The 24,309-nt window shown below is 62.2% G+C and carries 15 protein-coding genes; 9 read left to right on the top strand and 6 right to left on the bottom strand.

Annotation, left to right across the window (positions count from 1 at the left end; genetic code table 11):
- Positions 1–236: 236 nt before the first annotated feature.
- The gene (locus tag ACYVHK_RS12815; protein ID WP_460532389.1) at positions 237–3,359 is read right to left on the bottom strand and encodes a transglycosylase domain-containing protein; all 3,123 of its coding nucleotides are present in this window, start codon (positions 3,357–3,359) and stop codon (positions 237–239) included.
- A 407-nt stretch (positions 3,360–3,766) separates the two neighbouring features.
- Complete coding sequence (locus tag ACYVHK_RS12810) at positions 3,767–5,146, bottom strand: LLM class flavin-dependent oxidoreductase (RefSeq protein ID WP_460532386.1); 1,380 nt, start codon at positions 5,144–5,146, stop codon at positions 3,767–3,769.
- 387 nt (positions 5,147–5,533) lie between these two features.
- Here ACYVHK_RS12810 and ACYVHK_RS12805 point away from each other — a divergent pair, with 387 nt between their 5' ends.
- From ACYVHK_RS12805 to ACYVHK_RS12785, 5 genes are all read left to right on the top strand, one after another.
- Positions 5,534–6,136, top strand: coding sequence for an NADPH-dependent FMN reductase (locus ACYVHK_RS12805; protein ID WP_460532382.1), 603 nt, complete (start codon positions 5,534–5,536; stop codon positions 6,134–6,136).
- A gap of 243 nt (positions 6,137–6,379) precedes the next feature.
- Entirely contained in the window at positions 6,380–7,141 is a 762-nt protein-coding gene (locus tag ACYVHK_RS12800) for an energy transducer TonB (protein WP_460532379.1), read from the top strand.
- 52 nt (positions 7,142–7,193) lie between these two features.
- On the top strand, positions 7,194–7,907 hold the full coding sequence (locus ACYVHK_RS12795) for a MotA/TolQ/ExbB proton channel family protein (RefSeq protein WP_460532375.1): 714 nt from the start codon (positions 7,194–7,196) through the stop codon (positions 7,905–7,907).
- Entirely contained in the window at positions 7,907–8,311 is a 405-nt protein-coding gene (locus ACYVHK_RS12790; RefSeq protein ID WP_460532372.1) for an ExbD/TolR family protein, read from the top strand. Before ACYVHK_RS12795 ends, ACYVHK_RS12790 begins: the two co-directional genes overlap by 1 nt.
- 249 nt (positions 8,312–8,560) lie before the next feature.
- Positions 8,561–9,676 carry a sigma-54 interaction domain-containing protein gene (locus tag ACYVHK_RS12785; RefSeq protein ID WP_460532369.1) on the top strand — a complete coding sequence of 372 codons (1,116 nt, stop codon included), beginning with the start codon at positions 8,561–8,563 and terminating at the stop codon, positions 9,674–9,676.
- Positions 9,677–9,786: 110 nt separating this feature from the next.
- Here ACYVHK_RS12785 and ACYVHK_RS12780 read toward each other — a convergent pair whose 3' ends face one another.
- The gene (locus ACYVHK_RS12780; protein WP_460532366.1) at positions 9,787–11,145 is read right to left on the bottom strand and encodes a Kelch repeat-containing protein; all 1,359 of its coding nucleotides are present in this window, start codon (positions 11,143–11,145) and stop codon (positions 9,787–9,789) included.
- 203 nt (positions 11,146–11,348) lie between these two features.
- Positions 11,349–12,086 (bottom strand): DeoR/GlpR family DNA-binding transcription regulator, encoded by a 738-nt coding sequence (locus ACYVHK_RS12775; RefSeq protein WP_460532363.1) that lies wholly within the window; start codon positions 12,084–12,086, stop codon positions 11,349–11,351.
- 130 nt (positions 12,087–12,216) lie between these two features.
- On the opposite strand from ACYVHK_RS12775, the gene ACYVHK_RS12770 reads away from it, so the two are divergent.
- Positions 12,217–12,606: a VOC family protein gene (locus ACYVHK_RS12770; RefSeq protein ID WP_460532360.1), complete on the top strand. Its 390-nt coding sequence runs from the start codon at positions 12,217–12,219 to the stop codon at positions 12,604–12,606.
- A gap of 93 nt (positions 12,607–12,699) precedes the next feature.
- Here the strand turns inward: ACYVHK_RS12770 and ACYVHK_RS12765 are convergent, their stop codons facing one another.
- Positions 12,700–14,766 (bottom strand): M3 family metallopeptidase, encoded by a 2,067-nt coding sequence (locus ACYVHK_RS12765; protein WP_460532357.1) that lies wholly within the window; start codon positions 14,764–14,766, stop codon positions 12,700–12,702.
- 210 nt (positions 14,767–14,976) lie between these two features.
- On the opposite strand from ACYVHK_RS12765, the gene ACYVHK_RS12760 reads away from it, so the two are divergent.
- The gene (locus ACYVHK_RS12760) at positions 14,977–15,720 is read left to right on the top strand and encodes a type 1 glutamine amidotransferase family protein (protein WP_460532354.1); all 744 of its coding nucleotides are present in this window, start codon (positions 14,977–14,979) and stop codon (positions 15,718–15,720) included.
- Positions 15,721–15,727: 7 nt separating this feature from the next.
- Here the strand turns inward: ACYVHK_RS12760 and ACYVHK_RS12755 are convergent, their stop codons facing one another.
- On the bottom strand, positions 15,728–16,900 hold the full coding sequence (locus ACYVHK_RS12755) for an esterase-like activity of phytase family protein (RefSeq protein WP_460532351.1): 1,173 nt from the start codon (positions 16,898–16,900) through the stop codon (positions 15,728–15,730).
- 155 nt (positions 16,901–17,055) lie between these two features.
- Between ACYVHK_RS12755 and ACYVHK_RS12750 the strand changes: the two genes are divergently transcribed.
- Complete coding sequence (locus ACYVHK_RS12750) at positions 17,056–18,156, top strand: alpha/beta hydrolase family protein (RefSeq protein ID WP_460532348.1); 1,101 nt, start codon at positions 17,056–17,058, stop codon at positions 18,154–18,156.
- A gap of 665 nt (positions 18,157–18,821) precedes the next feature.
- The gene (locus ACYVHK_RS12745; protein WP_460532345.1) at positions 18,822–24,170 is read left to right on the top strand and encodes a putative Ig domain-containing protein; all 5,349 of its coding nucleotides are present in this window, start codon (positions 18,822–18,824) and stop codon (positions 24,168–24,170) included.
- Positions 24,171–24,309 lie beyond the last annotated feature (139 nt).

Below are 24,309 nucleotides of genomic sequence, written 5' to 3'. Positions count from 1 at the left end.
ATGCAAGTGACTGTTTGTATTGAGTAAATGTGAGGTGTTGATTTTGGTGCAGTGATGCTTGTGCGCAGAATTCAACCGTCAGTACGGGGTGGATGTTGCGGGGGCAGCAACAGGAGGTGGTGGCGCAATGGCCTGCCGGAATGATTACGGAGATGCGATTCGTGTTCACTTGCGCGCCGTGTCGGGTATGTCTTTTCCAGCGCGTCCCTCGTCTGAGGCCGTTTCGGGTGATTGGACTAGCGAGCGGGCTGGAACGCGGCGGGCACTACCTGCAGCGAAGGTGACCTGGCGCTGAGGGCCGTATCGGTGGACTCGGGCGCTACCTGGACCGGTATGCGTGGTGGGTAGCGGGTATCGACGCCGGTATCGCGGCAGGCTTGCTGCGGGACGCGGCTGTCGGGGTCGATCTCCGGCATCAGGTCGGCAGCCAGTGACTTGAGCAACTGCACTGTCATGGAGCTGGTGAAGGTGTACTTCTCGGCGTAAGGCTCGCGCACGAAGGCGGTAATGGTGCCGTAGAAGCGGTCGCCCAGCATGAAGACGAAGGTGGCGGAGCGGTTGACCTTGCGGGATTCGATCAGGCCGCCGCCACGGGCGTAGACCTCGTAGCGATGGTCGCCGGTGCCGGTCTTGCCGCCGATATCGAGCACCGTGCCATCGGTGCGTACATAGGCGCCCTTGATGCGGATGGCGGTGCCGCCGTTGACCACCTGCAGCAGCAGTTCCCGTGCGAGGTCGGCGACTTCCTGCGGCATGACCCGCGTGGGGGCGGCGGGGGTGTGGTCGAAGCGGGTTTCGTACGGCGTGCCGTAGGCGAAGTTGAGGTGGGTAAGGCTTTGCACCGGCATGCGCACGCCGCCGTTGACGATGATGCCCATCAGTTCGGCCAGGGCGGCTGGTCTATCCCCCGCCGCGCCGATCGAACTGGCGTAGGAGGGGGTGATGGCGGCGAAGGGGTAGCCCACGGCGCGCCAGGCTTTGCCGATCTCCTGGTAGGCCTCCAGTTCCTGCATGTACTTGATGCGCTTGTCCTGTTTCTCGGCAGTACGGGTCTGCAGCAGCCAGGCGTAGGCCTGCTGGCGGGCATCGCGGCTGGCGGCCAGGGTCTCGGTCATCGTGGCCTGCGGATGGATGAGCAGGTACTGCACCAGCCACATTTCCAGCGGATGGACGCGGGCCAGGTAGCCGCGGTCGGCCAGCGAATACTTGTCCACGCCGTACTTGTCGTAAAGATCGCGCAGCGTGCTGTCCTTGTAGGCCTTGTTGGGCAGGTAGCGGTTCATCTGCTCGGCGAAGCGTTCGAACGGGGCCTCGGGCTCGATGCTGCGCAGCACGGTAGCAAAGCGGCTGGATTCCGGTCTGACCTGTTGCAGCAGTTGCTCCTTGATCTCCTGTGGGGATTTGCCGCGATAGTTGCGGTAGAAGCGCGCCATGAAGGTGGTGCCTTCCATATCGGCAAAGCGCGCGAGATAGGTCTGGCGGGCGACCGGATCGGCAAGGATCTGTTCTGTGGTGCCGGCGAACTTGGCCATGTGGTAGCGGACCATGTCGCGCATTACCCGCACGTAGACGAGATTGACCGAATGCTGCAGCGCCTCGCTGAGGTTGTAGCTGCGGTGGTCTTCGACCGGATCGAAGTTGGTGAAGCTCTGCGCGCCGCCGCCGGTGTAGAACACCTCGGACGGGTTACCGGAATAACTGCGCGCCAGCGCGGCTTCCAGCATGGGGCGCAGGCTTTTGTCCTCGGCCTGGCGCAGGTAGTCTACCGCCCATACGCGTAGAGCGTCCTGCCGGCCGGGCTTGATGCGGGCCAGTTCCTCGGGCGGGAGGGCGGCGTACTGGGCGTGCAGTTCGGCCATGATCTGCATGTAGTGCACGACGGTGCGCAGCTTGGCGGTGGAACCGAGGTTGAGCCGGGCGCCCTGGTTGATATCGAACGGCGCGTTGCCGCTGTCGGTCTGCACCCGCAGCAGGTTGGCGTGAGGGCCCCGCTCCAGCAGGGTGAAGCTGTACAACAGGCGCGAAGGATCGTCGCCGGACTTGAGCATGTTGTAGCCGAACATGCCGGCCGCCTTGGCCCCCTCTACCGTGCCGGCGCGACGCAGTTTCTCGCTGACTGCCTGCTGGATCGGGTCGTTCAGCGTGGTATGGGCGCTCAGGTCCAGCCGGTCCAGTGCGTACAGATCGGCCATGCCCAGCCAGCTGGAGAGCTGTACCCGGGTGACGGTGGCCGCCTTCTGGTTGACGAAGGACGGCGCAGCCCGGCTGACCGGCCCCAGCCGCAACTTGAGCGGCAGCTTGCGCGCAGCATCGCGCAGGGTGATGGGAATGACCTTGGCCTCTGCCAGCAGGTTCAGGTGGTAGGCGGTGAGTTTTTCCAGCTCCAGCGGACGGCCGCGCAGGTAGTAGGACGGTGCGCGTTGCGCCAGCATCAGCGAGAGCACCTCCTTGTAGACATGGACCTGCCGTGAAAACAGCTGGGTGGGGACCGGCGCGAATGGCTGTTGCAGCAGGGTGTTGACCTCGGCCAGGTCGCGGCCATACCAGGTCCACAGCCCGTCGCCCAGGCCGCTGATCTCGCCATAGCCGGCCTTGGCCGAGAGCGGCACGGTATTGAGGTAATCCACCACGATGCGCTGCCTTGCCGCCATGGTCTCCGGCCCGTCCTGATAGGCACGGACCGAGGCCGAGGCCATTTGCCGTAGTTTGTCGCTACGGGTACTGGTCTGGCCGCCGGGTGAATGGCGGAATTTCTCGATCTGAGTCGCCAGCGTGCTGGCGCCGGGGGTGGGGTGGGAGGGCCTGACGAGGCTGATCACCTGATCGCCGAGCACCCGTGCCAGCCGGCCCCAGGAGACCGCCGGATTCTGCTTGGGATGGTCGGCGTCCAGGAGTTCGTGGTTTTCGATGAACAGCAGGGTCTGCGAGATCAATGGCGGCACGGATTCAAACCGGTCGTACAGGCGTTCCGGCGAGCGGATGGCGTAAAAGGAGCGGGCATTGCAGTCGAACAATTCGAGCCCTGCACTGCTTTTTTCGCGATAGGTGGGGAACAGGCCTTCGTCGGTCAATTCGACCATGGTGGGCGACATGCGCGCCTGGGCGGTGATGGCAAAACCGCGGGTCTTGAGTGTCTGGGTGAAGCCCGGCAGCTTGCTGTAGCCGAAGCGGTCGTCGTAGGGACCGGTCTTGGGGAAACGGATGGCCGTGCTGGGGCCGGGTTCGACCTTGTAGCTGAGCTTGGGGCCAATCGCTGACAGGAAGCGCGCCTGCAGGGATGAGGTTTGCATCTCGTCTACGACCAGGAAGCCGACGAGCAGGAGCAGGAATACGAACCACACGATAAGCCAGCGACGCACAAGGCCTCCTTAGCCTGTCTGATTCTGTCTGACTGCGGTACGGGGGCTAGCTCTACGGAAGCTCTGCAAAAGTCCGAAGCACGAAACTTCGACTCACCGCCCGGCACAGCCGGGCGCTAACGGGTAGCGGAATATCGACGATTCTTCGCTGATTTATCCCACACCCCCCGCCCAGCGCGGCACACACAGGTTCTAGGCGCTTATGCGCCAAGAACTCTGAGCCTCGCCTAGGCTCGAAAGTGGACTTGTTCAGAGGTTCCTTGGGAAGTATAGGCATAGGCCCCCGGCTTGCTGTGGCAGTAGTGCCGGTTTGCTTGGACAGGGGAAATATGCAACGGATGCGGTCGCAAAAAAGCCGGCCGTTGTGGGGCCGGCAAGGATCACACTACAGGGTAAGACAGAGATCATCACGCAGTGGCGGGCTCCCGGTGTGGATGAAGGCCGGCTGCATCGGGTTGCAGGAACTGGTTGCCGGGGCGCTTGAGGCCGAGGTTCTCGCGGTAGGTGCGGCCGGTGTATTCCTTGCGGAACAAGCCACGCCGCTGTAGTTCGGGCACGACCAGGCGGACAAAGTCCTCGAAGCCGCTGGGCAGCAGCGGTGGCACCACATTGAAGCCATCTGCCGCGCGGCCCTCGAACCACTCCTGGATGATGTCGGCCACCTGACCGGGTGAACCGACGACCTGGATATGGCCCTTGGCGACGCTGAAACGCAAGGCCAGCTGGCGGACGGTGAGGTTCTCGCGCCGGGCCAGCTCGATCAGTTGCTGGGTACGACCGACGCCGTTGTCGTTCTTGCCCAGATAAGCGCTGAGGTCTTCCGGCAGGGGTTCGTCCAGCGGCAGGCCGGTGACGTCGAGCCCCATCAGGTGTACGCCACGGCTGAAATCTACGGCGTTCTGCAGTTCCTCGAACAATTCCTTCGCCTCGCTGGCGCTTTCCTTCACCACCACCGAGAGGCCCGGCGTGACATAGAGTTCGTCCGGGTCACGGCCGTACTTGGTCATACGATTCTTGACGTCCTGGTAGTAGGCCTGGCCGACGTCGATGCTCTGTGCCGAGCAGTAGGTCATCTCGGCATGGCGGGCGCAGAACTCGCGGCCCAGCTCGGAGTTGCCGGCCTGCACGATTACCGGGTAGCCCTGGATGGGGCGGGCGATGTCCAGCAGGCCCTGGGACTGGAAGAACTCACCCTCATGGCAGATCACATGGCCGTGGCGTGGGTCGAAGAACTGGCCGTTGATGCGATCCGGCTGGTCGAAGGTTTCGTCGTCCCAGCTATCCCAAAGCTGCTTGCTCAGTTCCAGAAACTCGGCTGCGCGGCCGTAGCGCTGTTCGCGGCTGGGGGTGGGCAGGCCAAAGTTGGCGCCGGCCGCCGGGTTGAAGGATGACACCACGTTCCAGCCGGCGCGACCGCCGCTGATATGGTCCAGCGAGGCGAACTGGCGGGCGATATTGTAGGGCTGGGTGAAGTTGGTGTTGACGGTCGCCACCAGGCCGATATGGCGGGTCTGGGCCGCGATGGCCGAAAGCAGGGTAAAGGGCTCGAACTGGAAGCTGATGCCGACCCGGCCACTCTGCGCCAGCCCGTCGCCGGAGCGGCCGATGAAGTCGGCCAGGAAGAAGGTATCGAACTTGCCCTGCTCGGCCAGTTGCGCCTGGCGTACCCAGTACCCCACGTCTGGACGGCCGCTGTCGGTCGAGGTCTTGTGTCGCCAGGCGGCGGGGTGGTGGCCAAAGCGCATGAAGAAGGCGTTGAGGGCCAGTTGGCGGGGTCGTTGGCTCATGACGGTCATCCGGTTGGGTTGCTCGATGTAGGTCTGCTTGGCCCGCAATGCGGGTCTTGCATGACACATTGCAGCTTCCATGCCATCTTGTGATTTGCTGTAAGCCATTGAAATTCAAGTACTATTTTTTCCTCGGTCTATTCCGGTGGCTGTGTTGCTGCTGCGTTGCCAACAGTTATGCAGAACGGGTGGTGGCGAAAGCAGCAGCGTTTGGCCGCCAACCTGGCTGTTGCCTATGGAGCAGGTGTATCCACGGGCTGCTGCAAATCGCGCAGTTTATTGGGCGACGAAGTTCGGGCCGTGTCTGTAAGTGGCTGTTATTCAATGAATAAGTGCGTGGCATGCTAGCTGCTAAAGCCGGGCTTCCCTCCTTGAAAGCCGCCCGCCATGACCCACCCTGTACGTGTCCTCGTCCTTGCCGGCAGTGCCCGCCGCGCATCCTTCAACCAGGCGCTGGCCCGCCTTGCTGCGGCGGCGGTCGAGGCGCAGGGCGGCGTTGCGACCTACCTGGATATCGGCAGCCTGGATATCCCGCTCTACAACGGTGATGACGAGGATGCCTTCGGCCTGCCCACCGGTGTGCAGGCCTTGCGCGCCCAGCTGTTCAGCCACGATGCGCTGATCATTGCCTCGCCCGAATACAACGGTTTTCCCTCGCCCCTGCTCAAGAACGCGCTCGACTGGGCTTCCCGCAAGCAGCCGGATGAAGTACCGCGGGCAGCCTTTATCGGTAAGCAGGCCTTGTTGCTGGCGGCGAGCCGGGGCGAATCCGGTGGTGCGCGTGGCTTGGCACAGCTCCGACAGTTGCTGATCAACCTCAAGGTCGACCCGCTGCCCGAGACCCTGGGGCTGCCGAAGGCCGGCGAGGCCTTTACTGAGGATGGTCGCCTGCACGACGCCGCCAGGCAGGCGGAGCTGGCGGCACGGGTGCATGCGCTGCTGGCGGTGGTCCAGGCTGCGCGGCTGCAGTTGCAGGCGGTATCTGCCTGAATCTTGCGGCGCTGCATCAAATGCAGCAGCGCTGGCCTGGGGTTGCTGTTTTGCCATCAGCAAGGTGGCGAGATGGCAAGACGAGTGATCGGCTAAGTGTTTGATGGGGCTGGATTTTATGCATGGTTATTAAACTGGCACCTTTCATGCTCTTTGGTGATTAAGTCCCGTGTGATTAAGCCCTGTGTGACTAAGCCCGATGTGGCTTGTTGCCGCTACTGACTACCGCCTGGAGCACGAATCATGACCAGCCTCGCCTACGCTCACCAAGCCTTTGCCCATTCGGCCCGGCGCAGCCCCATACGCCGGCAGATGCGAGAGCAGACCCCGCCCGTGACCGAGCTGACACCCGCACAGCTTGCCGCCAGCCACGCTGCGGTGAGTAAGCCGAAGCTGGGCGGCTGGTGGTGGGTGCTGCTGGCGGTGGCGGTCCACGGTGGCGTGGCCTGGCTGGCCTTGCAGGGCAAGGAGGCACCGGTCGCGGCCAGCGAGCCACGGCAGCTCAAGCTCACCTTGACTCGACCCGAGCCGGTCAAGCCGCCCGAGCCGGAACCGATCCGGCAGGCCAAGCCCTTGCCCATGGCGGCCAAGCCCAAGACCGTTGCACCGGCACCGCAACCGGTGGCGACGACGCCGGTCGCACTGCCGCAGACTGAACCTGCGCCAAGCAGCGCCCCGGCCGTACCGGTGGCCGCCGCCCCGGTGGCACCACCGGTGGTGGAAAAGGTCAGCGAGGCGCGCGGCGGTATTGGCTACCTGAACAACCCCGCACCGGAATATCCGCGGCAAGCGGTGGCGCAGGGCTGGGAGGGCAGGGTGCTGCTGCTGGTGAAGGTGGCGCCCGACGGCACGGCCCTGCAAGTGGACATCAAGCAGTCCAGCGGCCGCAAGGTACTGGATGACGCTGCCGTCCGTACGGTCAAGGCCTGGCGTTTTGCCGCCGCCAAGCGAGGCGATACCGCCATTGAAGGCTGGGCCAGCGTTCCCATCGATTTCAAACTCTGATTACCGATCAACCGATTACGACTACCCGATTAGCCTGATAGCGAGCTTACCCATGATAGATACCGCACATATCCCCGCCGTCGAGATCACCCTGTGGTCGCTGGTTGGTTTTTCCCTGGCCACCTGGACGCTGATCCTGGTCAAGGCCTGGCAACATTGGCAGTTGGGCCGCCAGAATGGCCGCTTCTCGCGCGCCTTCTGGGAAGCCGCCGATCTGCGCGATGCCGCGCAGGTGACCGAGGGCAATGTCGGCCCGTTGCAGCGGCTGGCACAGGCCGGCTTTGGGGCCTTGCGCGATGGTGGCGGCACTGCCCATAACCTCGAGTACAGCTGGGACAGGCAGGAGCTGTTGGAGCGGCATCTGCGACAGCAGATCCAGAAGGAGCACCGCGCGCTGGAAAGCGGTCTCGCGCTGCTGGCCAGCATAGGCAGCACCGCGCCGTTCGTGGGGCTGTTCGGCACGGTGTGGGGGATCATGAATGCGCTGACCCACATCAGCAAGCTGGGTTCGGTCAGTATTGACGTCGTGGCGGGGCCGATCGGCGAGGCCCTGGTGGCGACCGGCATCGGCATCGCCGTCGCGGTGCCGGCGGTGCTGGCTTACAACTTCTTCGTGCGGCGGCTCAAGCTGATCCTGGCGGACCTGGATGACTTCGGGACCGACTTCCTCAATCTGGCGCAGCGTGCATCCTTCCGCCTGCAGGCGGGTAACCGCGACAGCAAGGTGGTGGACCTGCACGCCGGTAACCGGGAGGCGTTTGCATAATGGGCTTCTCTACCCGGCAGGATAACGAGGCGGTGCTGAGCGAGATCAACATCACCCCGCTGGTGGACGTGATGCTGGTGCTGCTGGTGGCTTTTATCGTCACCATCCCGGTGATCAACAACGCCTTACATATCGAACTCCCCAAGACCGCCAATACCGCACCGCCGCCACCGGAGAAAGCCGTGGTGGTGAGCGTGGACAAGGACAGCCGCGTGTATATCGACAAGCGCGAGATTGCCCCGGGCGAGCTGGAGGCAGAACTTAAGGCCCTGGTGGCGGCCAACCCGCAACTGGCATTGCGCCTGCAAGGCGACGAGAAGGTGCCGTACGGGCCGGTGGCCCGGGCCATGGCGGCGATAGAACGGGCTGGGGTGGGCAACGTATCGGTATTGACGGCGCAGTAGCGGTCACATGGCACGAGGCCCCATAAGGGCCGCGCCTTACAGGCTGCCCGGCGCGGTTGATACGACGGTCGGGCGGTGGCGACTACCTTGTTTTTTCCGGGGTGGAGGGCTGTGCTCGCGCCCGATTCTATAATCTCTAAAAGTTATCTGGAAACTACTTTTAATTATTGGTGGTTATAAGCGGTGGCGCATAGATTGTGAGTCAGACAACGATGCCGGCCACCCGAATACCGGCGAAAGGAGCCAAGCATGTTAAGCCAGACGACTGACAAGCCCTCGCTGATTTCGCTGGAGGGCTGTAACTCGCAGCCGACGTCGATCCGCGCCAAGGCACTGGTGTTTGCCGATCCTGCCTCGCAATTGCTCAAGCAGCAACTGGAGCAACTGGGGCCGAGCGAAGCACCGATCCTGATCATCGGCGAGACCGGTACCGGCAAGGAGTTGGTCGCCCGGCACCTGCATTATCTCAGTGGCCGTACCGGCCCCTTCCTGGCGGTGAACTGCGGGGCGATCAGCGAGCAGTTGGCCGAGAGTGAACTGTTCGGCCACGAGGCCGGCGCGTTCACCGGTGCCACGGCACGCCGCGCCGGCTGGTTCGAGGCGGCCGACGGCGGCACCTTGTTCCTTGACGAGATTGGCGACCTGCCACTTAACCTGCAGGTCAAGCTGTTGCGAGTCTTGCAGGAGCGGGAGGTGGTACGGGTAGGGGCGCGCAAACCGGTGCCGGTGGATATCCGCCTGGTGGCGGCGACCAACGTGGACCTGCATGACGCCGTGTCGTCCGGCAATTTCCGGCTCGATCTTTATTACCGGCTCAATATCGCCCAGATCAACCTGCCGCCGCTGCGCGAGCGCATCGGCGACATTCCGCCGCTGGCGGAGTACTTCCTGGCGCTCTACAGCCAGCGGCTCAAGCGGCCCTTGCCGGTGATCAACGACGACACGCTGGAGGCACTGCAGCGCTACCCCTGGCCCGGCAATATCCGCGAGCTGGAAAACGTCATTCACTACGCGCTGCTGGTCAGCGGTGGCAAGCAGATACGGCCCAACCACCTGAAGCTCAGCGGCGGCCTGCAGGCGGACTCGCGCCTGGGTGCGGCGGCCACGCCGCAGGTGGCGATACGGGGTGCGTTCGAGCAATTGTTCCGGCAGGGGGAGGGGGAACTCTTCAACCAGATCGAGGCGACGCTGGTCAAGGAGGCGTTCGCCTACGCCAAGGAAAACCAGGTCCGCACCGCTGCACTGCTGGGGATATCGCGCAATGTGATGCGCACCCTGCTCAAGAAGCATGGCCTGCTGGCCAGCGGTGAAGCGGATGAAGGACAGGAGGAGGGGGGAGAACTGCAGGCGGTGTATACCTACTGATTTTTTGCTGATTTCTGTGACAAGTCTCATAAGAGGTGGAGGAAGCCGTAACGAACAAGGCCCCCGGCAGTGCTGCTGCCGGGGGCCTTGCTTATGCTTGCGGGCTAGGGTTATTCGTAGACCAGCACGTTGCTTTGCAGGTTACCCAGGGCATCGTTCCCGCCAACGATCAGCACGCGGCCGTCTGGCAGGCGGTTGGTGCTGTGGCCCAGGCGGGCGGTCGGCATATTGGCCAGGGCGACATTGTCGTTCGCGCCAATGCGCAGGGCCTGGTTGGTGGGGGACTTGGCATCCAGATAGCCACCAAACATCAATACATCGCCATTACCCAGGACCACATGGCTGGCAGCGCTGAGGGCGGCCGGGATATCGGTCTTGTTGCTGAAGGTGCCGGTGCTGGGCAGGTATTGTTGAGCGGTACGCACGCCGGCGCTCGATTGCTGGTTCTCGCCACCGAGGAGCCAGACGCTGCCATCGGGGCGCAGGGCCGCGGTCTGCAGTGCCGGGATGGCGGTGGGGCCACCTGCCTGCACGCTGAAGGTGTTGTTGACCGGGTCATACAGCTCGGCGTACTGCGCGGTGCCCCAGGTGCTGAAGCCGCCGGTGATCAGGACCTTGCCATTGCTCAGCAGGGTAGCGTTGTGACTGGTACGTGCCATGGTCATACGGTTGGCCGTACCGCTGAAGGTCTGGGTGACTGGATCCCAGATCTCGGCCGTATTGCTGATGCCGCCGGGGAAACCCTCTGCCGTCTCGCCACCGGTGATCAGCACCTTGCCGTTGTTGAGCAGGGTGGCGGTATGGCGCAGGCGCTGGGTGGTCATGGGGCTGAGTACGGTGCTGATACCGGTGGCCGGATCGAACAGCTCGGCATTGACGGCGCCAGCGATGTTCAGGTTACCGCCGGTGAACAGCAGCTTGCCGCTGGGCAGCAGCGTCATCCGGTGCTCGCTGCGACCGTTGTTCAGGTTGCCCACCTGGGTCCAAACCTGGTTGACGGGGTCAAAGCGGTTGATCGCATCGGACTGGATGCTCAGGCCCCGCGAGCCGCCGCTGACCAGGATGCTGCCGTCCGGCATGGTTGCCGACGCGTGATAGGCGACCGAGAAGGTCTGCGACAGGGCGCGATAGCTGTTGCGGAAGCTGACCGGCAGGGTCAGCGAGACGGTTTTCACGTCTGCGCCGGTCCCGACCACCAGCTTGTATTCGATATTGTCGGCCAGGGCCGGGGTCTTGACGGCGACACCGCTGGTGACGGCACCGAGGCCGGGGTCGATACGCGCAACCTTGCCGGTGAACTTGGGTGTCAGCGTGGCGACCTCGCCGACCAGGTAGGTGCTCTTGTTGGCGGTCAGCGTGGCATTGCTGCCGTCGCCACCCGAGCCGTCGTCGAGCCGGTCACTGACATTGCAGGCTGCCAGGAAGGCCAGCGGCAGGATACAGACGAGGCGAAGTATTGGTTTGATCATGGGTTCCATCCTAATGGGGCATGGCCGTCATCGGGGACGGCCAATCTCGTTCTTTGTGCGTGGGTACCATCCCCGCATGCGGCTCGCTACGATTCGGCTTGGCCGTAGTCTGGCTTGTTACAGATACGGGATGGCGCGCACTTGGATGGTGCACGATATACATGGTTCCCGGCCTGCGGGGCAATACCCGCGCTGCCGGGAAACTAGACCAGTTGTACCTGCGGCTTGTCACCTTGCAGCCAGTCGGGCGCACGGTCGGTGATCAGGCGGTCGAAGGCCGCCAGGGGGGCCACGGCATGTGGTGTGATCTGGCCGAACTTGCTGTCGTCTGCCAGCAGCACGGCGCTGGCGGCATGCGTGATCATCGCTGCCTTGACCTGGGCATCGGTCGCCTCGTTGGCGGTGACACCGAGCTTGGGGTGGACGGCACAGGCACCAAGGAAGGCAATATCGGCCCGGTACTGGCTGACCATGGCAACCGCGGCGGGGCCGGCGAAGTAGCGTTCGGCGGCGCACCACTGCCCGCCGGTCAGCACCAGATCCACGCCGGCTTGCTCCGAGAACACATTGGCGACATCGAGCGAGTTGGTGATCACGCGCAGTGGCGAGACGCGCAGGGCGCGTGCCAACTCCAACGTGGTACTGCCGGCATCGATGAAGAGCGTCTGATGCGGCTCCACCAGTGCGGCGGCCGCGGCACCCAGCCCGGCCTTGGTCGCATGCCGTACCTCCGCCCGTTCCGGAAAACGCATCTGCGCGGTTACCAGCAGCACGGCGCCGCCGTGTGTCTTCTGCAGGAAGCCCTGGCCGGTGAGGGCCTTCAGGTCGCGCCGTACGGTGTCTTCCGAGACGCCCAGCTCGCGGGCCAGCGGGGCGACCTCCACCCGGCCGTGCTCGGTCAGTGCGGCGAGGATGCGTTGATGACGTTCCTGGACAAACATGGGCGAGCTCGCTTGCGTGAATTTGCGGTTTTATGCCTGATGTTATTTGTTACTGCAAGCCTTGCTTGACTAATTCAGCGTATTTCGGCAAATATTGGTGCTGTTGTTTGCAAGTTTGTGCGAGAAAAGCATGAAAATAGAGCATATCGCCCTCTGGGTTGCCGATCTGGAAGGCATGAAGGACTTTTACGTGCAGCGTTTTGGCGGCTCGGCCGGCGATCGTTACCTCAACCCACGCACCGGCTTCTCTTCCTATTTTGTCAGCTTCCATGAGGGGGCCCGGCTGGAGCTGATGCAGATGCCGGGCATCGGTGCCAACCCCAACCAGGTGCCGCAACAGACCATGGGGTATGTGCACATGGCCTTTTCGGTCGGCTCCGCGCTTGAGGTGGAGCGCAAGACCGAGGCCCTGACGGCCGCTGGCGTGCCGCTACTCTCGGCACCCCGGCTGACGGGCGACGCCTACTACGAGAGCGTGGTGCTGGACCCGGAAGGCAACCGGATCGAGATCACGATCTAGCCTCAGGAATGCTCCCAGAAAGCGCAGTTCCCAAGCCAAGAAAAAGGCGCGCTACCTGACGGTAGCGCGCCTTTTTCCTTTCCGTCTCCTCGCCTACTTGGCAGGTGCGGTGTCCTTGAACTGCTCACCCATCCAGCCCTTGAAGGCATCCATATTGGTAGGCCGACCGAGGAAATCCTTGACCAGATCCGCCGCCGGCTTGGTGGCACCGGGGTTGATCACGGCTGCACGGTAGCGCTGGGCGGCATCGCCATCCAGCGGGCGGTCGTGATTGAACTGGGCGAAGAAGTCGATCGCGATCACCTTGTCGAGGATATAGGTGTAGTAGTTCGAGGCGTAGCCAGCCAGGTGGGTGAAGCTGGTGTACATGCGGTCGCCCTCGACAAAGGCGTAGGGGCTGAACTGCTCGCGGTTCTTGCGCAGCAATGCGTCCAGATCCACCTTGGCCGGGTCGCGATCGTGCAGGTCGAAGGAGAAGCCGGCATAGAACAGTTGCCCTTGCGCCCAGCGGCCACGGCCAAAGGTACCGGCGGCGTTCATGCGATCCACGGTGGCCTGGGGAATGACTTCGCCGGTCTGATAGTGGCGGGCGAAGGGTGCCAGTACGGCCTGGCTGTGGAAGAACTCTTCCAGCATCTGCGACGGGGCTTCGACAAAGTCACCCTCCACATTGAAGCCGCCCTGATTCACCCAGCGGTTCTGGCTGCCGAGGATGTGGTGCATCAGGTGGCCGAACTCATGGAAGTAGGTCACGACTTCGTCGTACTGCATCAGGCCAGGATCGCCCGGTACGCCGCCGGAGAAGTTGCAGATCAGGATACCCTCGGGGACCTGCTTGCCACCGATGCCAGGCACCACCGGGCCGGCGGAGAACCATTTGTCCTTGCCGTCACGCGGGTGCATGTCCAGGTAGACGCGGCCGACGCGGCGACCCTTGTCGATCACGTCAAAGGTGGTGACCGAAGGGTGCCAGGTCTTGGCGTCCTTCACGGCCTTGAACTCGACATTGAAGATCTTGCCGGCGGTGGCGAGGATGCCAGCCTCGACCTTGTCGTAGGGGAAGTAGGGGCGGACCGATTGCGCATCGAAAGCATAGCGATCACGACGGTACTGTTCGACCCAGTAGCGGCCATCGGCCTGGGTGATGGTGGTCAGGCCCGGCTGCTTGGTCTTGGCAAAGGCCAGCAACTGCTCGAATTCACGGGTCTTGGTCTCGCGCGAGGCGACGTCCACGTCGGCAAACAGCTTACGCACATTGGCGGCGTTGCCCATCATCATGTCGGCGGTGGCGTAGTCCGCATAGCTTGGATAGCCCAGCAGGTTGGCCAGTTCATGGCGTGCCGCCAGGAAGTCGAGCAGGACCTGCTTGTTGGCCGGATAGGCGCGGGTGGAGTAGGCGAGGAAGACGCGACGGCGCAGGTCGGCATTGCTGGCGAAGTCGAATACCGGCGAGGCATCGGGCTCGTCGGTGGTGATGGTGTAGAGACCTTCCGCGTTAGGCTTGTGGCGGGCGATATAGTCTTCCGGCAGGCCGGCGAGTTCTTCACGCGTGGCGGTGACCGACTGGATGCCATCCTGCACGTTGCGGCCGAAGGCCAGCGTCAGGCTGGTGATCTTGTCCTGCAGGGTGCGGATCTTCTCGCGGGTGGCGTTGTCCTTGTCCACACCGGCCAGGCGGTATTGCAGCAGGGTACGGCGCAGGTACTGGCTGGTTGCCGCGTCGTTCGCTGGCATCGGCACGGCCGAGAGCGCCTTGTAGACCCCCTGGTTCAGCATGACGTCGGTCGAGACGGCGGAGATCTTCTGGTTCAGCTCCTGCGCCTTGTCGCGCAGGGCGGCGTTATCGCCCACCGCGAACATCACGTAGGCCTGGCTGCTGGCAAGGCCGATCTCGTTCTGTGCATCGTCAAACGGCTGCAGGGTATTGGCAACGGTGCGCGTGCCCTTGACCGCCAACAGCTTGTCCAGATGCCGCTGGGCCGCCGCAAGGCGCGCGTTCACCCAGCGCTCCAGGTTGGCGGGATCATTGCCGCTGATCCAGACGTGCAGCGGGTCTACCTTGGGCTTGGCGGCCTCGGCAGGGGCGGCGAGAAAGGCGGATGCGCAAAGTGCGGCGCATAGAGTGAGGTTGAGGCTACGCCCCAGGGAAAATGCGGCCACTGTCTTGCTCCATTCTTATGCTTGGAAAAGTCTTGCAGCAAGATAGGAGGCGCGCGCCGGGATAGCAAACGAATGCGCTCGCTGGCTGGATGTTTATCGATGCGCGCAACACAGTCTGGCTTCCTGTCAGGGTGATGGGGGCTTGCGCATGAAACATGCTTCAATCAAGTTACTGGTCCGAGTGCGGCCCAGGCCGGGATGGAGGATGCAATGAGTACGGTATGTCTGATCGGTGGCGGCTGGACGCCTGCGGCGTGGCCGCTGACCTATGGCCCGTTCGTGCAGGCGGCCAGCCATGGCGTGGAGTGCAAGGTGCTGGTGGTGCTGCATGGTGAGCCGGGTGACCCGCGGGGCGAGATGGAGGTGCGCTTTGCGCACGCCTTCGAGGCAGCGGGGCTGGCGGCATCGCAGTTGCAGTTCGTCTGGGTATCGGCCCAGTCACCGCTGACCGCTGCCTTGCTGGATGAGGCACGCGCGACCGGGGTGTTTGTTGGGGGCGGATTGACACCCGGCTACCATGCCGCCTTGTGCCTGGACCTGGACTGGCTGGGTCTGGTGAAGGCGCGCGGGTTGGCCTATGGCGGGTTCTCCGCCGGAGCGGTGATTGCGGCGCGGCAGGCCATCCTGGGTGGCTGGCAGGTGCAGCGCCGTGGCCGGGCGCTGCCCATGGTGCACCCGGATACCGGCGAGGACCTGGACCTGCTGACCGTCAAGCCGGGACTGGGGCTGGTACCGTTCTCGGTCGACGTGCATGCCGGGCAATGGGGCACGGTAAGCCGGCTGATGCAGGCGGTCGAGACCGGCGCGGTCGCCGAGGGCTGGGCCATCGACGAGGACACCGCGCTGGTGCTGGAAGAAGGCCGGCTGCGGGTGACGGGCTTCGGCCATGCCTATCAGGTGCAGCCGGGCGAGGATGGTTCGCTGCAGGTGCGCATACAGGCCGCCCTGGCTTGATGCCCGGCTAGCGGGCCGGATCGACGGTCAGCAGGATGAACTGGCTGACCTGGTTGTCGGCAAAATTGTCATCCGACGCCAGTAGCAGGGTCGCCCGGCCATCGGGGAGTCGCGGTCCCCAACTGGCGGCCTCGATATTGTCGATGCGGCCGATGCCCGCCTGGTTCAGGTGCAGCAGCAGGCGCTTCTTGAGCGGCGTGTAGGTCGTGCCGTTCAGGCTCGGCAGGTCGAGCACATTGCTGGCGCCCGTCACGGTTGCCTCGTACAGGCGCACGTCGAATTCAAAGGCACCCTTGCCGACTTCATGGCCAGACCGTTCGATCACCAGCAGGTGTTCGTCGTCGATGGCGAGGATTTCGCTCACGCCATTGTCGGCGCGTTTTTCGCCGTAGCTCCCGGCTACCGGTACGGCATCAAGCGGGTAGGCGTACTGGCGGCTGTTGCCGCCGGCCAGGTCGATCCGGCTGAAGCGGGTGTACGCGCCGTGTTCGGTGCTGGGTAGCGGGCCGTCCTGGTAGCGCGGGGCTTCCATTGATGTCCACAGTACCTTGCCACCCTGGGTGAAGGTCAGCCCTTCCAGCGCCAGGTTGTCGCGCACGCCGCGTTCCTGTCCCGGGACCATGCGCAGGTTGGTGGGGAGCGGGATGGTGCCGCTGTAGCGGCCGTCATCGGTGGCGCGGCGGATAAAGGGATGCAGACCCAGTTTGCGGTCTCCCTCGCTGGACCAGACCAGTCCGCCCTGGCAGGGATCGACGCGGATGGACTCGGCATCCGGGACATCGCCTCCTTCCCGTTTAGATGGGAAGTAACCACCGTCGGCCTGTCGCAGCGGCTGCACCTGCAATACCTCCAGGCGGCTGAAGCCTGCGGCGCCGTAGCGGATATCCGCCGTGTACAAGCGAGCGGGCGCGCGCTGGGAGCGATCGTCCGAGATCATGACCCAGCGCTGGGTCTGCGGGTTGTAGTCCAGGCCGGAGATACCGCCGAAATCGATCAGGGTGTTCGTGGCCTGACGTGGTAGCGTGGTCGTGGCCAGCACGCTCAGCTTGCCGATGCCGGTCGGGGCGAGCGAAGGCAGTGGGGCGGTGCAGGTGAGCGTGTGAACCGGAGGGGTAGCACAGGCGGCTAGCAGGAGGGCGATCAGCGCGGTGGCAAGCAGGTGCGGTTGGCGGGTGGGCATGGTGTTCGTACCGGGCGGTGAAGGGTGTTGCGGAGATGTTGGAGTGTAGGGGTGTTGCGTGACACGGCGGTGTTACGTGTATTTACACAAGCTGTTTGCAGGCTCAATCATCCGACGCTTATGCTGCTTTGTCTCCCCGTCTGGAGTTGTGCCTCATGCTGAGCTTTGCCCGCCCCTTTCTCCTTATCGGTCTGCTGCTGGGCCAGGTATGGGCCGCCGACTATCCGACGCCTACCGAGGGCGACTTCAAGATCAAGGATTTCCGCTTTGCCAGTGGCGAGGTGCTGCCCGAACTGAGATTGCACTATCGCACTCTGGGTACGCCAAAGCGTGATGCGCAGGGGCGGGTAAACAATGCGGTGCTGATCATGCATGGCACCGGCGGTACCGGCGGCCAGTTCATCCGCCCCGAGTTTGCGGGCGAGCTGTTTGGCGAGGGTGCCTTGCTGGATGCCGGACAGTACTACCTGATCCTGCCCGATGGCATTGGCCATGGCAGGTCGTCCAAGCCCTCCGACGGGCTTAAGGCCAGCTTTCCACGCTATGGTTACGAGGACATGGTCAAGGCCCAATACCGGCTGGTGACCGAAGGGCTGAAAGTGGACCACCTGCGCTTGGTCATGGGGACGTCCATGGGCGGCATGCATACCTGGCTGTGGGGTGAACGCTATCCGGATTTCATGGATGCGCTGATGCCGCTGGCCAGCCTGCCGACGCAAATCTCCGGTCGCAATCGGATTTGGCGCCGGACCATCATCGATGCGATCCGTAACGACCCTGCCTGGAACAAGGGCAACTACAGCCAGCAGCCACCCAGCCTTGCCACGGCCAGCGCCTTGCTGATGTTCATGTCCAGTAACCCGACCCTGCGCCAACAGCAGATGCCCACCGTCGCGGCGAGCGACGTGGCGATCGACGCCTTTGTCGCGAGCCAGGGCAAGACCAGCGATGCCAACGATACGCTGTACCAGATTGAGGCTTCCCGCGATTACGACCCCGGCCCTGGCCTCGAGAAGATCACGGCGCCGTTGATGGCGATCAATACGGCAGACGACATGATCAATCCGCCGGAGCTGGGCATACTGGAGCAGGAGATCAAGCGCGTGCCGCTGGGCATGGCGGTGGTCATCCCCCAGAGCCCGGAGACGCGTGGGCATGGCTCGCATACTGTGGCGCGGCTTTGGATGGGGAGATTGGCGGCATTGCTGATGTTGCCTCCTGCGAACGCTGCGCAGACACGTCCCCAACTGCCCTGACGGATTGACGATCCGGCGTGGCATGCTTGATGCCGATGACGATTGCAAACATGGGGGCGATCGATTTTGTGATCCTGTCGTGGTCGGGCATGCGATATTTACTGCTACCACGACGCGAATACCCACAGTAATCCGAACCTTACTTGAGGAAAGACAAATTCCAGCAAGTAAGCTGGAGGTACACTCTTGACGTGTGCGCGCGTTGTAAATATTGGTTGGTGTTCGTACTTGCGCTTCACATGAGGTGTTGCGCCATCATTCGGTAGGATAGTTCTGATATAGGTAATGCTTGGCTGGCTTCGTTTCGTGCAACAGGCGTAAGCAGGTCGGGGTTTGTGGGTCAGTCTGACCTCCATCCCATGGAAGCGATATGAAGTTCCGTTTGGAATTTCTGTAATCACAAGAATGACCACACTGCGCGATGTTGCTGCTTCGCGTTAAGTGTGGTCGAGAGGCTGCTGCGCGGAGTGCGGTTCATGCCCGTGGCATAAATAACTATTCGAGGGGGAGCAATGGAAAAAGCCCATTATTCAGGGCGGGTAGACTCGCGTGCAACGCGCTATGGTCTGTTCGCAGCGGTGGCAGCGTGGGGTATGGGGATGTGTCTTGTGCCAACGCTGAGGCGTCTGTTGTCTGCGTGCCTTCTGATACTGTTGAGCTGTGCCTTGGCGCCGCTGGCGCAGGCGGGCTGCACCATTACTTTCAGCGCCAATAAAACGGGTTCCACGCTTTATACGTTTATCAATGGCGACATGGTCTTATGCGACCCTACTCTGCAAGGGGCATATAACGATGCAAACTTGGGCCTGGGTAATGTGACGATGTCACCCAGCGGTTCAACGTTGCAGATGGACTCGTTTTCAGACCCTTCCCATATCCAGTTTACATATGTGGGGAATGGCAATGGCTCATCAGCCCAGGTTGAAACGGCCCATTTCTGGACCATTGCCAATGATGGCTTCACCATTGTTCAAAACGACGTTCGTGTATTCATCAACCCGACCATCGCCATCAGCCCTTCGTCGCTGACTAACGGAGCGGTCGGCAGTAGCTACAACGAGACGTTGGCTGCCACAGGCGGCACTGCGCCGTATTCCTATGTCGTGAGTTCGGGGTCATTGCCTCCAGGATTGCTGCTGAGTAGTGGCGGGGTGTTGAGTGGCACGCCAACAGCTAACGGCACTTTCAACTTCAGCATCAGGGTGACTGACAATACCGGCAGCACCGTCACTCAGGCTTATACCCTGACGGTCAACGCGCCGACGATTACTTACTCGCCGTCTTCACCAGCTTCAGGCACGGTGGGCAGCGCTTATAGCCAATCTCTGGCTAGTGCCAGTGGCGGAACGGCACCTTATACCTACGCAGTCGTCGCAGGTGGCTTGCCGTCGGGGGTAACGTTGGCCAGCAACGGTGCGCTATCTGGTACGCCGACCGCCGGTGGCACGTTCAACTTTACCGTGCGTACCACCGACAGTAGCGGAGGATCTGGCCCGTTCAACCGAACCAGCAGCAATCTGTCGCTGACCATTGCTAGTCCGTCCATCACCCTGGCTCCGGCGTCACTTAGCGATGGGACAGTCGCTTCGGCCTACAGTGCTGCGTTGAGCGCCATAGGCGGGACAAGCAGCTATACCTATGCGATTACGGCCGGCACACTACCGTCCGGGCTGAGTCTGAATACCAGTTCTGGCGCGCTGTCCGGCACACCCACGATGCAGGGTACATACAACTTTACTGTAACCGCTACCGACAGCTCGACCGGCACGGGTCCCTATACCGCCAACCGTGTCTACACGTTGACCGTGAATGCGCCCACCCTGGCGATCAACCCGGCTTCCGGTGGTTCCTACAATGGTACGGTAGGTATTGCGTATAGCAGAAGCTTCAGTGCCAGTGGCGGTACTTCACCTTACACCTATGTCTTGAACGTCAATTCCGGCAGTCTTCCGACAGGCCTGTCGTTCTCTACCAGCACCGGCGTGCTATCGGGTACACCCTCGACTGCCGGCTCGGTCAGCTTTACCGTAACCGCCATGGACAGTAGTGCCGGAAGCGGGCCGTATTCGGTTTCGGGCAGCTATAACCTATCCGTTGGGGCTCCAAACATTCAGGTTGCACCGGCATCACTGCCTAGTCCGGCAGCGGGCGCAGCGTACAGTGAGTCAGTTAGCGCCAGCGGTGGTACTGCACCATACGGTTATACCGTATCGGCTGGTGGCTTACCTGCCGGCTTGACCCTGAACAGCACCACTGGGCTTATCTCTGGTACGCCGACGGCGACGGGCAGCTTCAACTTTACGGTTACGGCTACGGACGCTGGCAATTACACAGGTAGTAAGGCCTTTAGTGTGGTTGTCTCGGCTCCAACGATTGCTGTAGCACCGGCATCCCTCACTTCTGCCATGGTGGGATCGCCGTACAATCGGACCGTCAGTGCGACAGGTGGTACGGCTGCTTATAGTTATGCGGTCACTGCGGGCACCCTGCCGGCTGGCTTGAATCTGAATGCTACAACCGGTGCGCTTTCTGGCACGCCTACGGCTGCAGGCTCTTTTAACTTCACTGTGACCGCGACAGACAGTACGACGGGTGTGGGCAGCCCCTTCACCGCTGGCCTCGCTTATACGTTGACCGTGCTGGCTCCAGCGTTGACGATCAGCCCGACGTCCGGCAGCAACTTGTCCGGTTCTGCCCTGACGGCCTACAGCCAGACGTTTGCAGTAGGGGCTGGCGCTTCGCCGTATACCTACGGCTTGGTAATCAATTCCGGCAGCATGCCTACCGGCTTAACGTTCTCCACCAGTACCGGTGTGCTCTCCGGGACGCCGACATCAGCCGGTACCGTGAACTTCACGGTGACTGGAACGGACAGTGCGACTGGTACAGGTGCGCCGTTCTCTATCTCTGGTACCTATAGCCTCACTATTGGCGCGCCGACAGTCACAGTGGCCCCCGCATCGCTGCCGAACCCGGCCGTAGGAAGTGTGTATAGCCAGACTGTCAGTGCAAGTGGCGGCTCCGCGCCGTATACCTTTGCCGTCAGCGCTGGTTCGTTACCCCTTGGGTTGAACCTGAACGTGACGACTGGCGTGGTGTCCGGTACCCCGACTGCTGCCGGGACTGCCAACTTCACCGTCCAAGCCACCGATGCCAATCATTTCGTCGGCACCCGCGTCTATAGCTTTACCGTTGCAGCGCCAACCATCGCAGTAGCGCCGGCCAGTTTGAGCAATGGGCAACAAGCGGTGGCATACAGCCAGACGGTGAGCGCGACGGGTGGTATTGCGCCTTATACCTTTGCGGTAACAGCAGGTTCCTTGCCTGTGGGTGTGTCGCTGAATACGGTCTCTGGTGTGCTCTCAGGCACGCCAAGCACTATTGGCAATTACAGCTTCACTGTCTCGGCGACGGATAGCTCGACCGGCACAGGTGCCCCCTTTACGGTTAGCCGCGCTTATTCAGTTACAGTCAGCATGCAACCGCCTGTGGCAGCAGCCAAGAGCGCAAGCACCAACAGCAATACGCCAGTTGCTTTCGACCTGACTGGCTCGATTAGCGGTGGTGTGCCGGCCAGCATTGCGGTAGCCACTGCGCCGGGCCACGGCACGACGTCAATCAACGGTCTGGTGATCACCTACACGCCTGCCAATGGATTCAGTGGTACGGATAGCTTCACCTACACGGCGATCAACGCCGGTGGGACCTCTGCCGTGGCGACCGTCACGATCAGCGTTACGTCCCCGCTGCCTGCGCCAGTGGTGAACAATGTCACGATGTCGGTACTGGCTGACAGCAGCAACAACGCTGCGCCGCTCAGCATGACGGGTGTGGTAGATGCGGTATCAGTTACCTCGCCCGCGGGCCACGGGACGGCTGTCGTCAATGGTACGGGTATTGTGTACACCCCGGCTTCGAGCTTTGTCGGCGTGGATAGCTTCACCTATGCGGCAAGCAACCTGGGTGGTTCTTCTTCACCAGCCACGGTAACGGTCACGATCGTGCCACGTATCATCCGGCCAGTTGCGGGTGATGTCAGTATGGTTATCGCTGCCAACAGCAAGAACAATCCGGTCACGCTGAATTTAAGTGGTGGTTCGGCATCGAGCATTGCCGTTACTACTGCTCCAGCGCATGGCACCATCATCGTCAATGGCACCGCTGTCAGTTACACCCCCGCTGCAGAATTTTCGGGGGTAGACAGCTTCACGTATACCGCGACCAACGAGGCGGGTTCATCGGCACCCGCGACGGTCAGCATCACGGTCGTCCCGCCCCCACCCGTCGTACGTCCTGTGCAGAGCAATGTGGTTATCAATAGTGCCAATAACACCATCCAGCTAATAATTGATGGCGGTCCGGTGACCAGCATTACCATCGTTACGCCACCTAAGCATGGCAAAGTTACGCTGGTTGGGCAGAGTGCGGCGATGAAAACTGGCGCTGTTGCGGCTGCTGCCATCTCTACACCCAGCTTGAAGTACACCCCTGATACTGGCTACGTCGGTCCTGACAGTTTCACCTATACGGCTAGCAATGCAGCGGGTACCTCCGCTCCTGCAATGGTGTCCTTGCAAGTGACGCTGCCACCGCCGGTGCTTGGCAAAGTGAGTGGCGTGGTACAGGCAGGTCAGTCGATCTCGCTGGATGTTGCGGCGCAAGCGACGGGCGGACCGTTTACCGGCTTGGCGATTGTCGGTGCGCCAGGCAGCGGTTCTGCGGTTGTGCAGGGCACCAGCATTGTCTATACGTCGAAGCCGGGTTTCAGTGGTCAGGTATCCATCACTTACGCGCTCAGCAACGCCTATGGCGCCAGCCAGGGGGTCGCTACCGTGGATGTGGAGGATCGGCCTGATCCCTCCAGGGATGCTGAAGTGAATGGTTTGCTGTCCGCACAAGCAGACTCGGCCCGTCGTTTTGCCGATGCGCAGGTCAACAACTTCGCACGTCGCATGGAGAGCTTGCATCGCGATGGCTGGAGTGATTCGAGCTTTGGTCTGAGCGTGGCACCCGTGGGTGCTGGTCCGGCAAGTTCGGGCAAGCACAATACGCCAGATCAACCCGGTACGACGCAGAGTGAACGTCGCGCCAAACTTTCAGCAATGCGATCCAAGCGCGGTGCAGATGTCGCAGGGGATGCGCAACTGGACGATGCTGGCCCCGCGGCGCCAGCAGCGCGGCGCGCACTCGGGATCTGGGTCGGCGGTAACATCGACTTTGGTCAGCGTAACGCCTTGACCGGCCAGGAGGCGTTCCGTTTCCATACAGACGGGGTGAGCCTGGGTGCCGACTATCGGGTCAACTCTGCACTCTCCCTCGGGGTCGGTGCGGGATTCGGTCGTGATGTCAGCGATGTTGGTGAGAAAGGTTCCAAGAGCAAGGCCACCAACAACGTGATGGCGCTTTACGGTACGTTGCGCCCAGCCGCAAAGGTGTTCATCGACGCTTTGGTGGGGTATGGCCAGCTCGACTATGACCTCAACCGTTACCAGACTGGTGGCGGTAGCCATGCGACCGGTTCGCGCAAGGGCCGGCAGACGTTCGGTGCACTGGTTGGTGGCTATGAGTTCCGTGGCGCAGACTGGTTGGTCTCGACCTATGGTCGACTCGATGGCATGAACACGACGCTGGATGGGTATACCGAATCGGCAGCAATCTACCCACTCCGTTTTGACGAGCAGGTCATCCGTTCGTCTTCGGCCGCAGCTGGCTTGCGCCTGCTGACGCGTTACGATCTGGGCTTGGGCAGCATTGAGCCGCGTGCACGTATCGAGTATCGCCGAAACTTCCAGGGCGCCGATGATGCACATATCCGCTACGCCGATTTTGGTAATGCAGGTGTGCTGTACACGTCGACAGCTGCTGAGTCACAGCGTAGCCAATGGCTGGTAGAGATTGGCGGTAAGTGGCATCTGCGCAGCGATGTATCGATATCACTCGACTACTCGGCTGGGCTGAACAACAGCAGTGGCTACAGTCATGCCATTCGTACTGCAATTGAAATGTTGTTCTAACGCATAGCGACACTTGCGAGACAAAGACGGGCAATGGTAGACATTGCCCGTCTTTGCCTGTGTGGCTGAGCCATCCGCTCGCACCTGGCAGGCACTATTTCATCAACAATTGTTAGCTTGCTATCACGGTACAGCGGCA

It is taken from the genome of Chitinimonas naiadis (genome assembly GCF_054780835.1).
The sequence above is the reverse complement of the archived record's forward strand: the minus strand, read 5'-3'. Positions and strand labels throughout refer to the sequence as shown.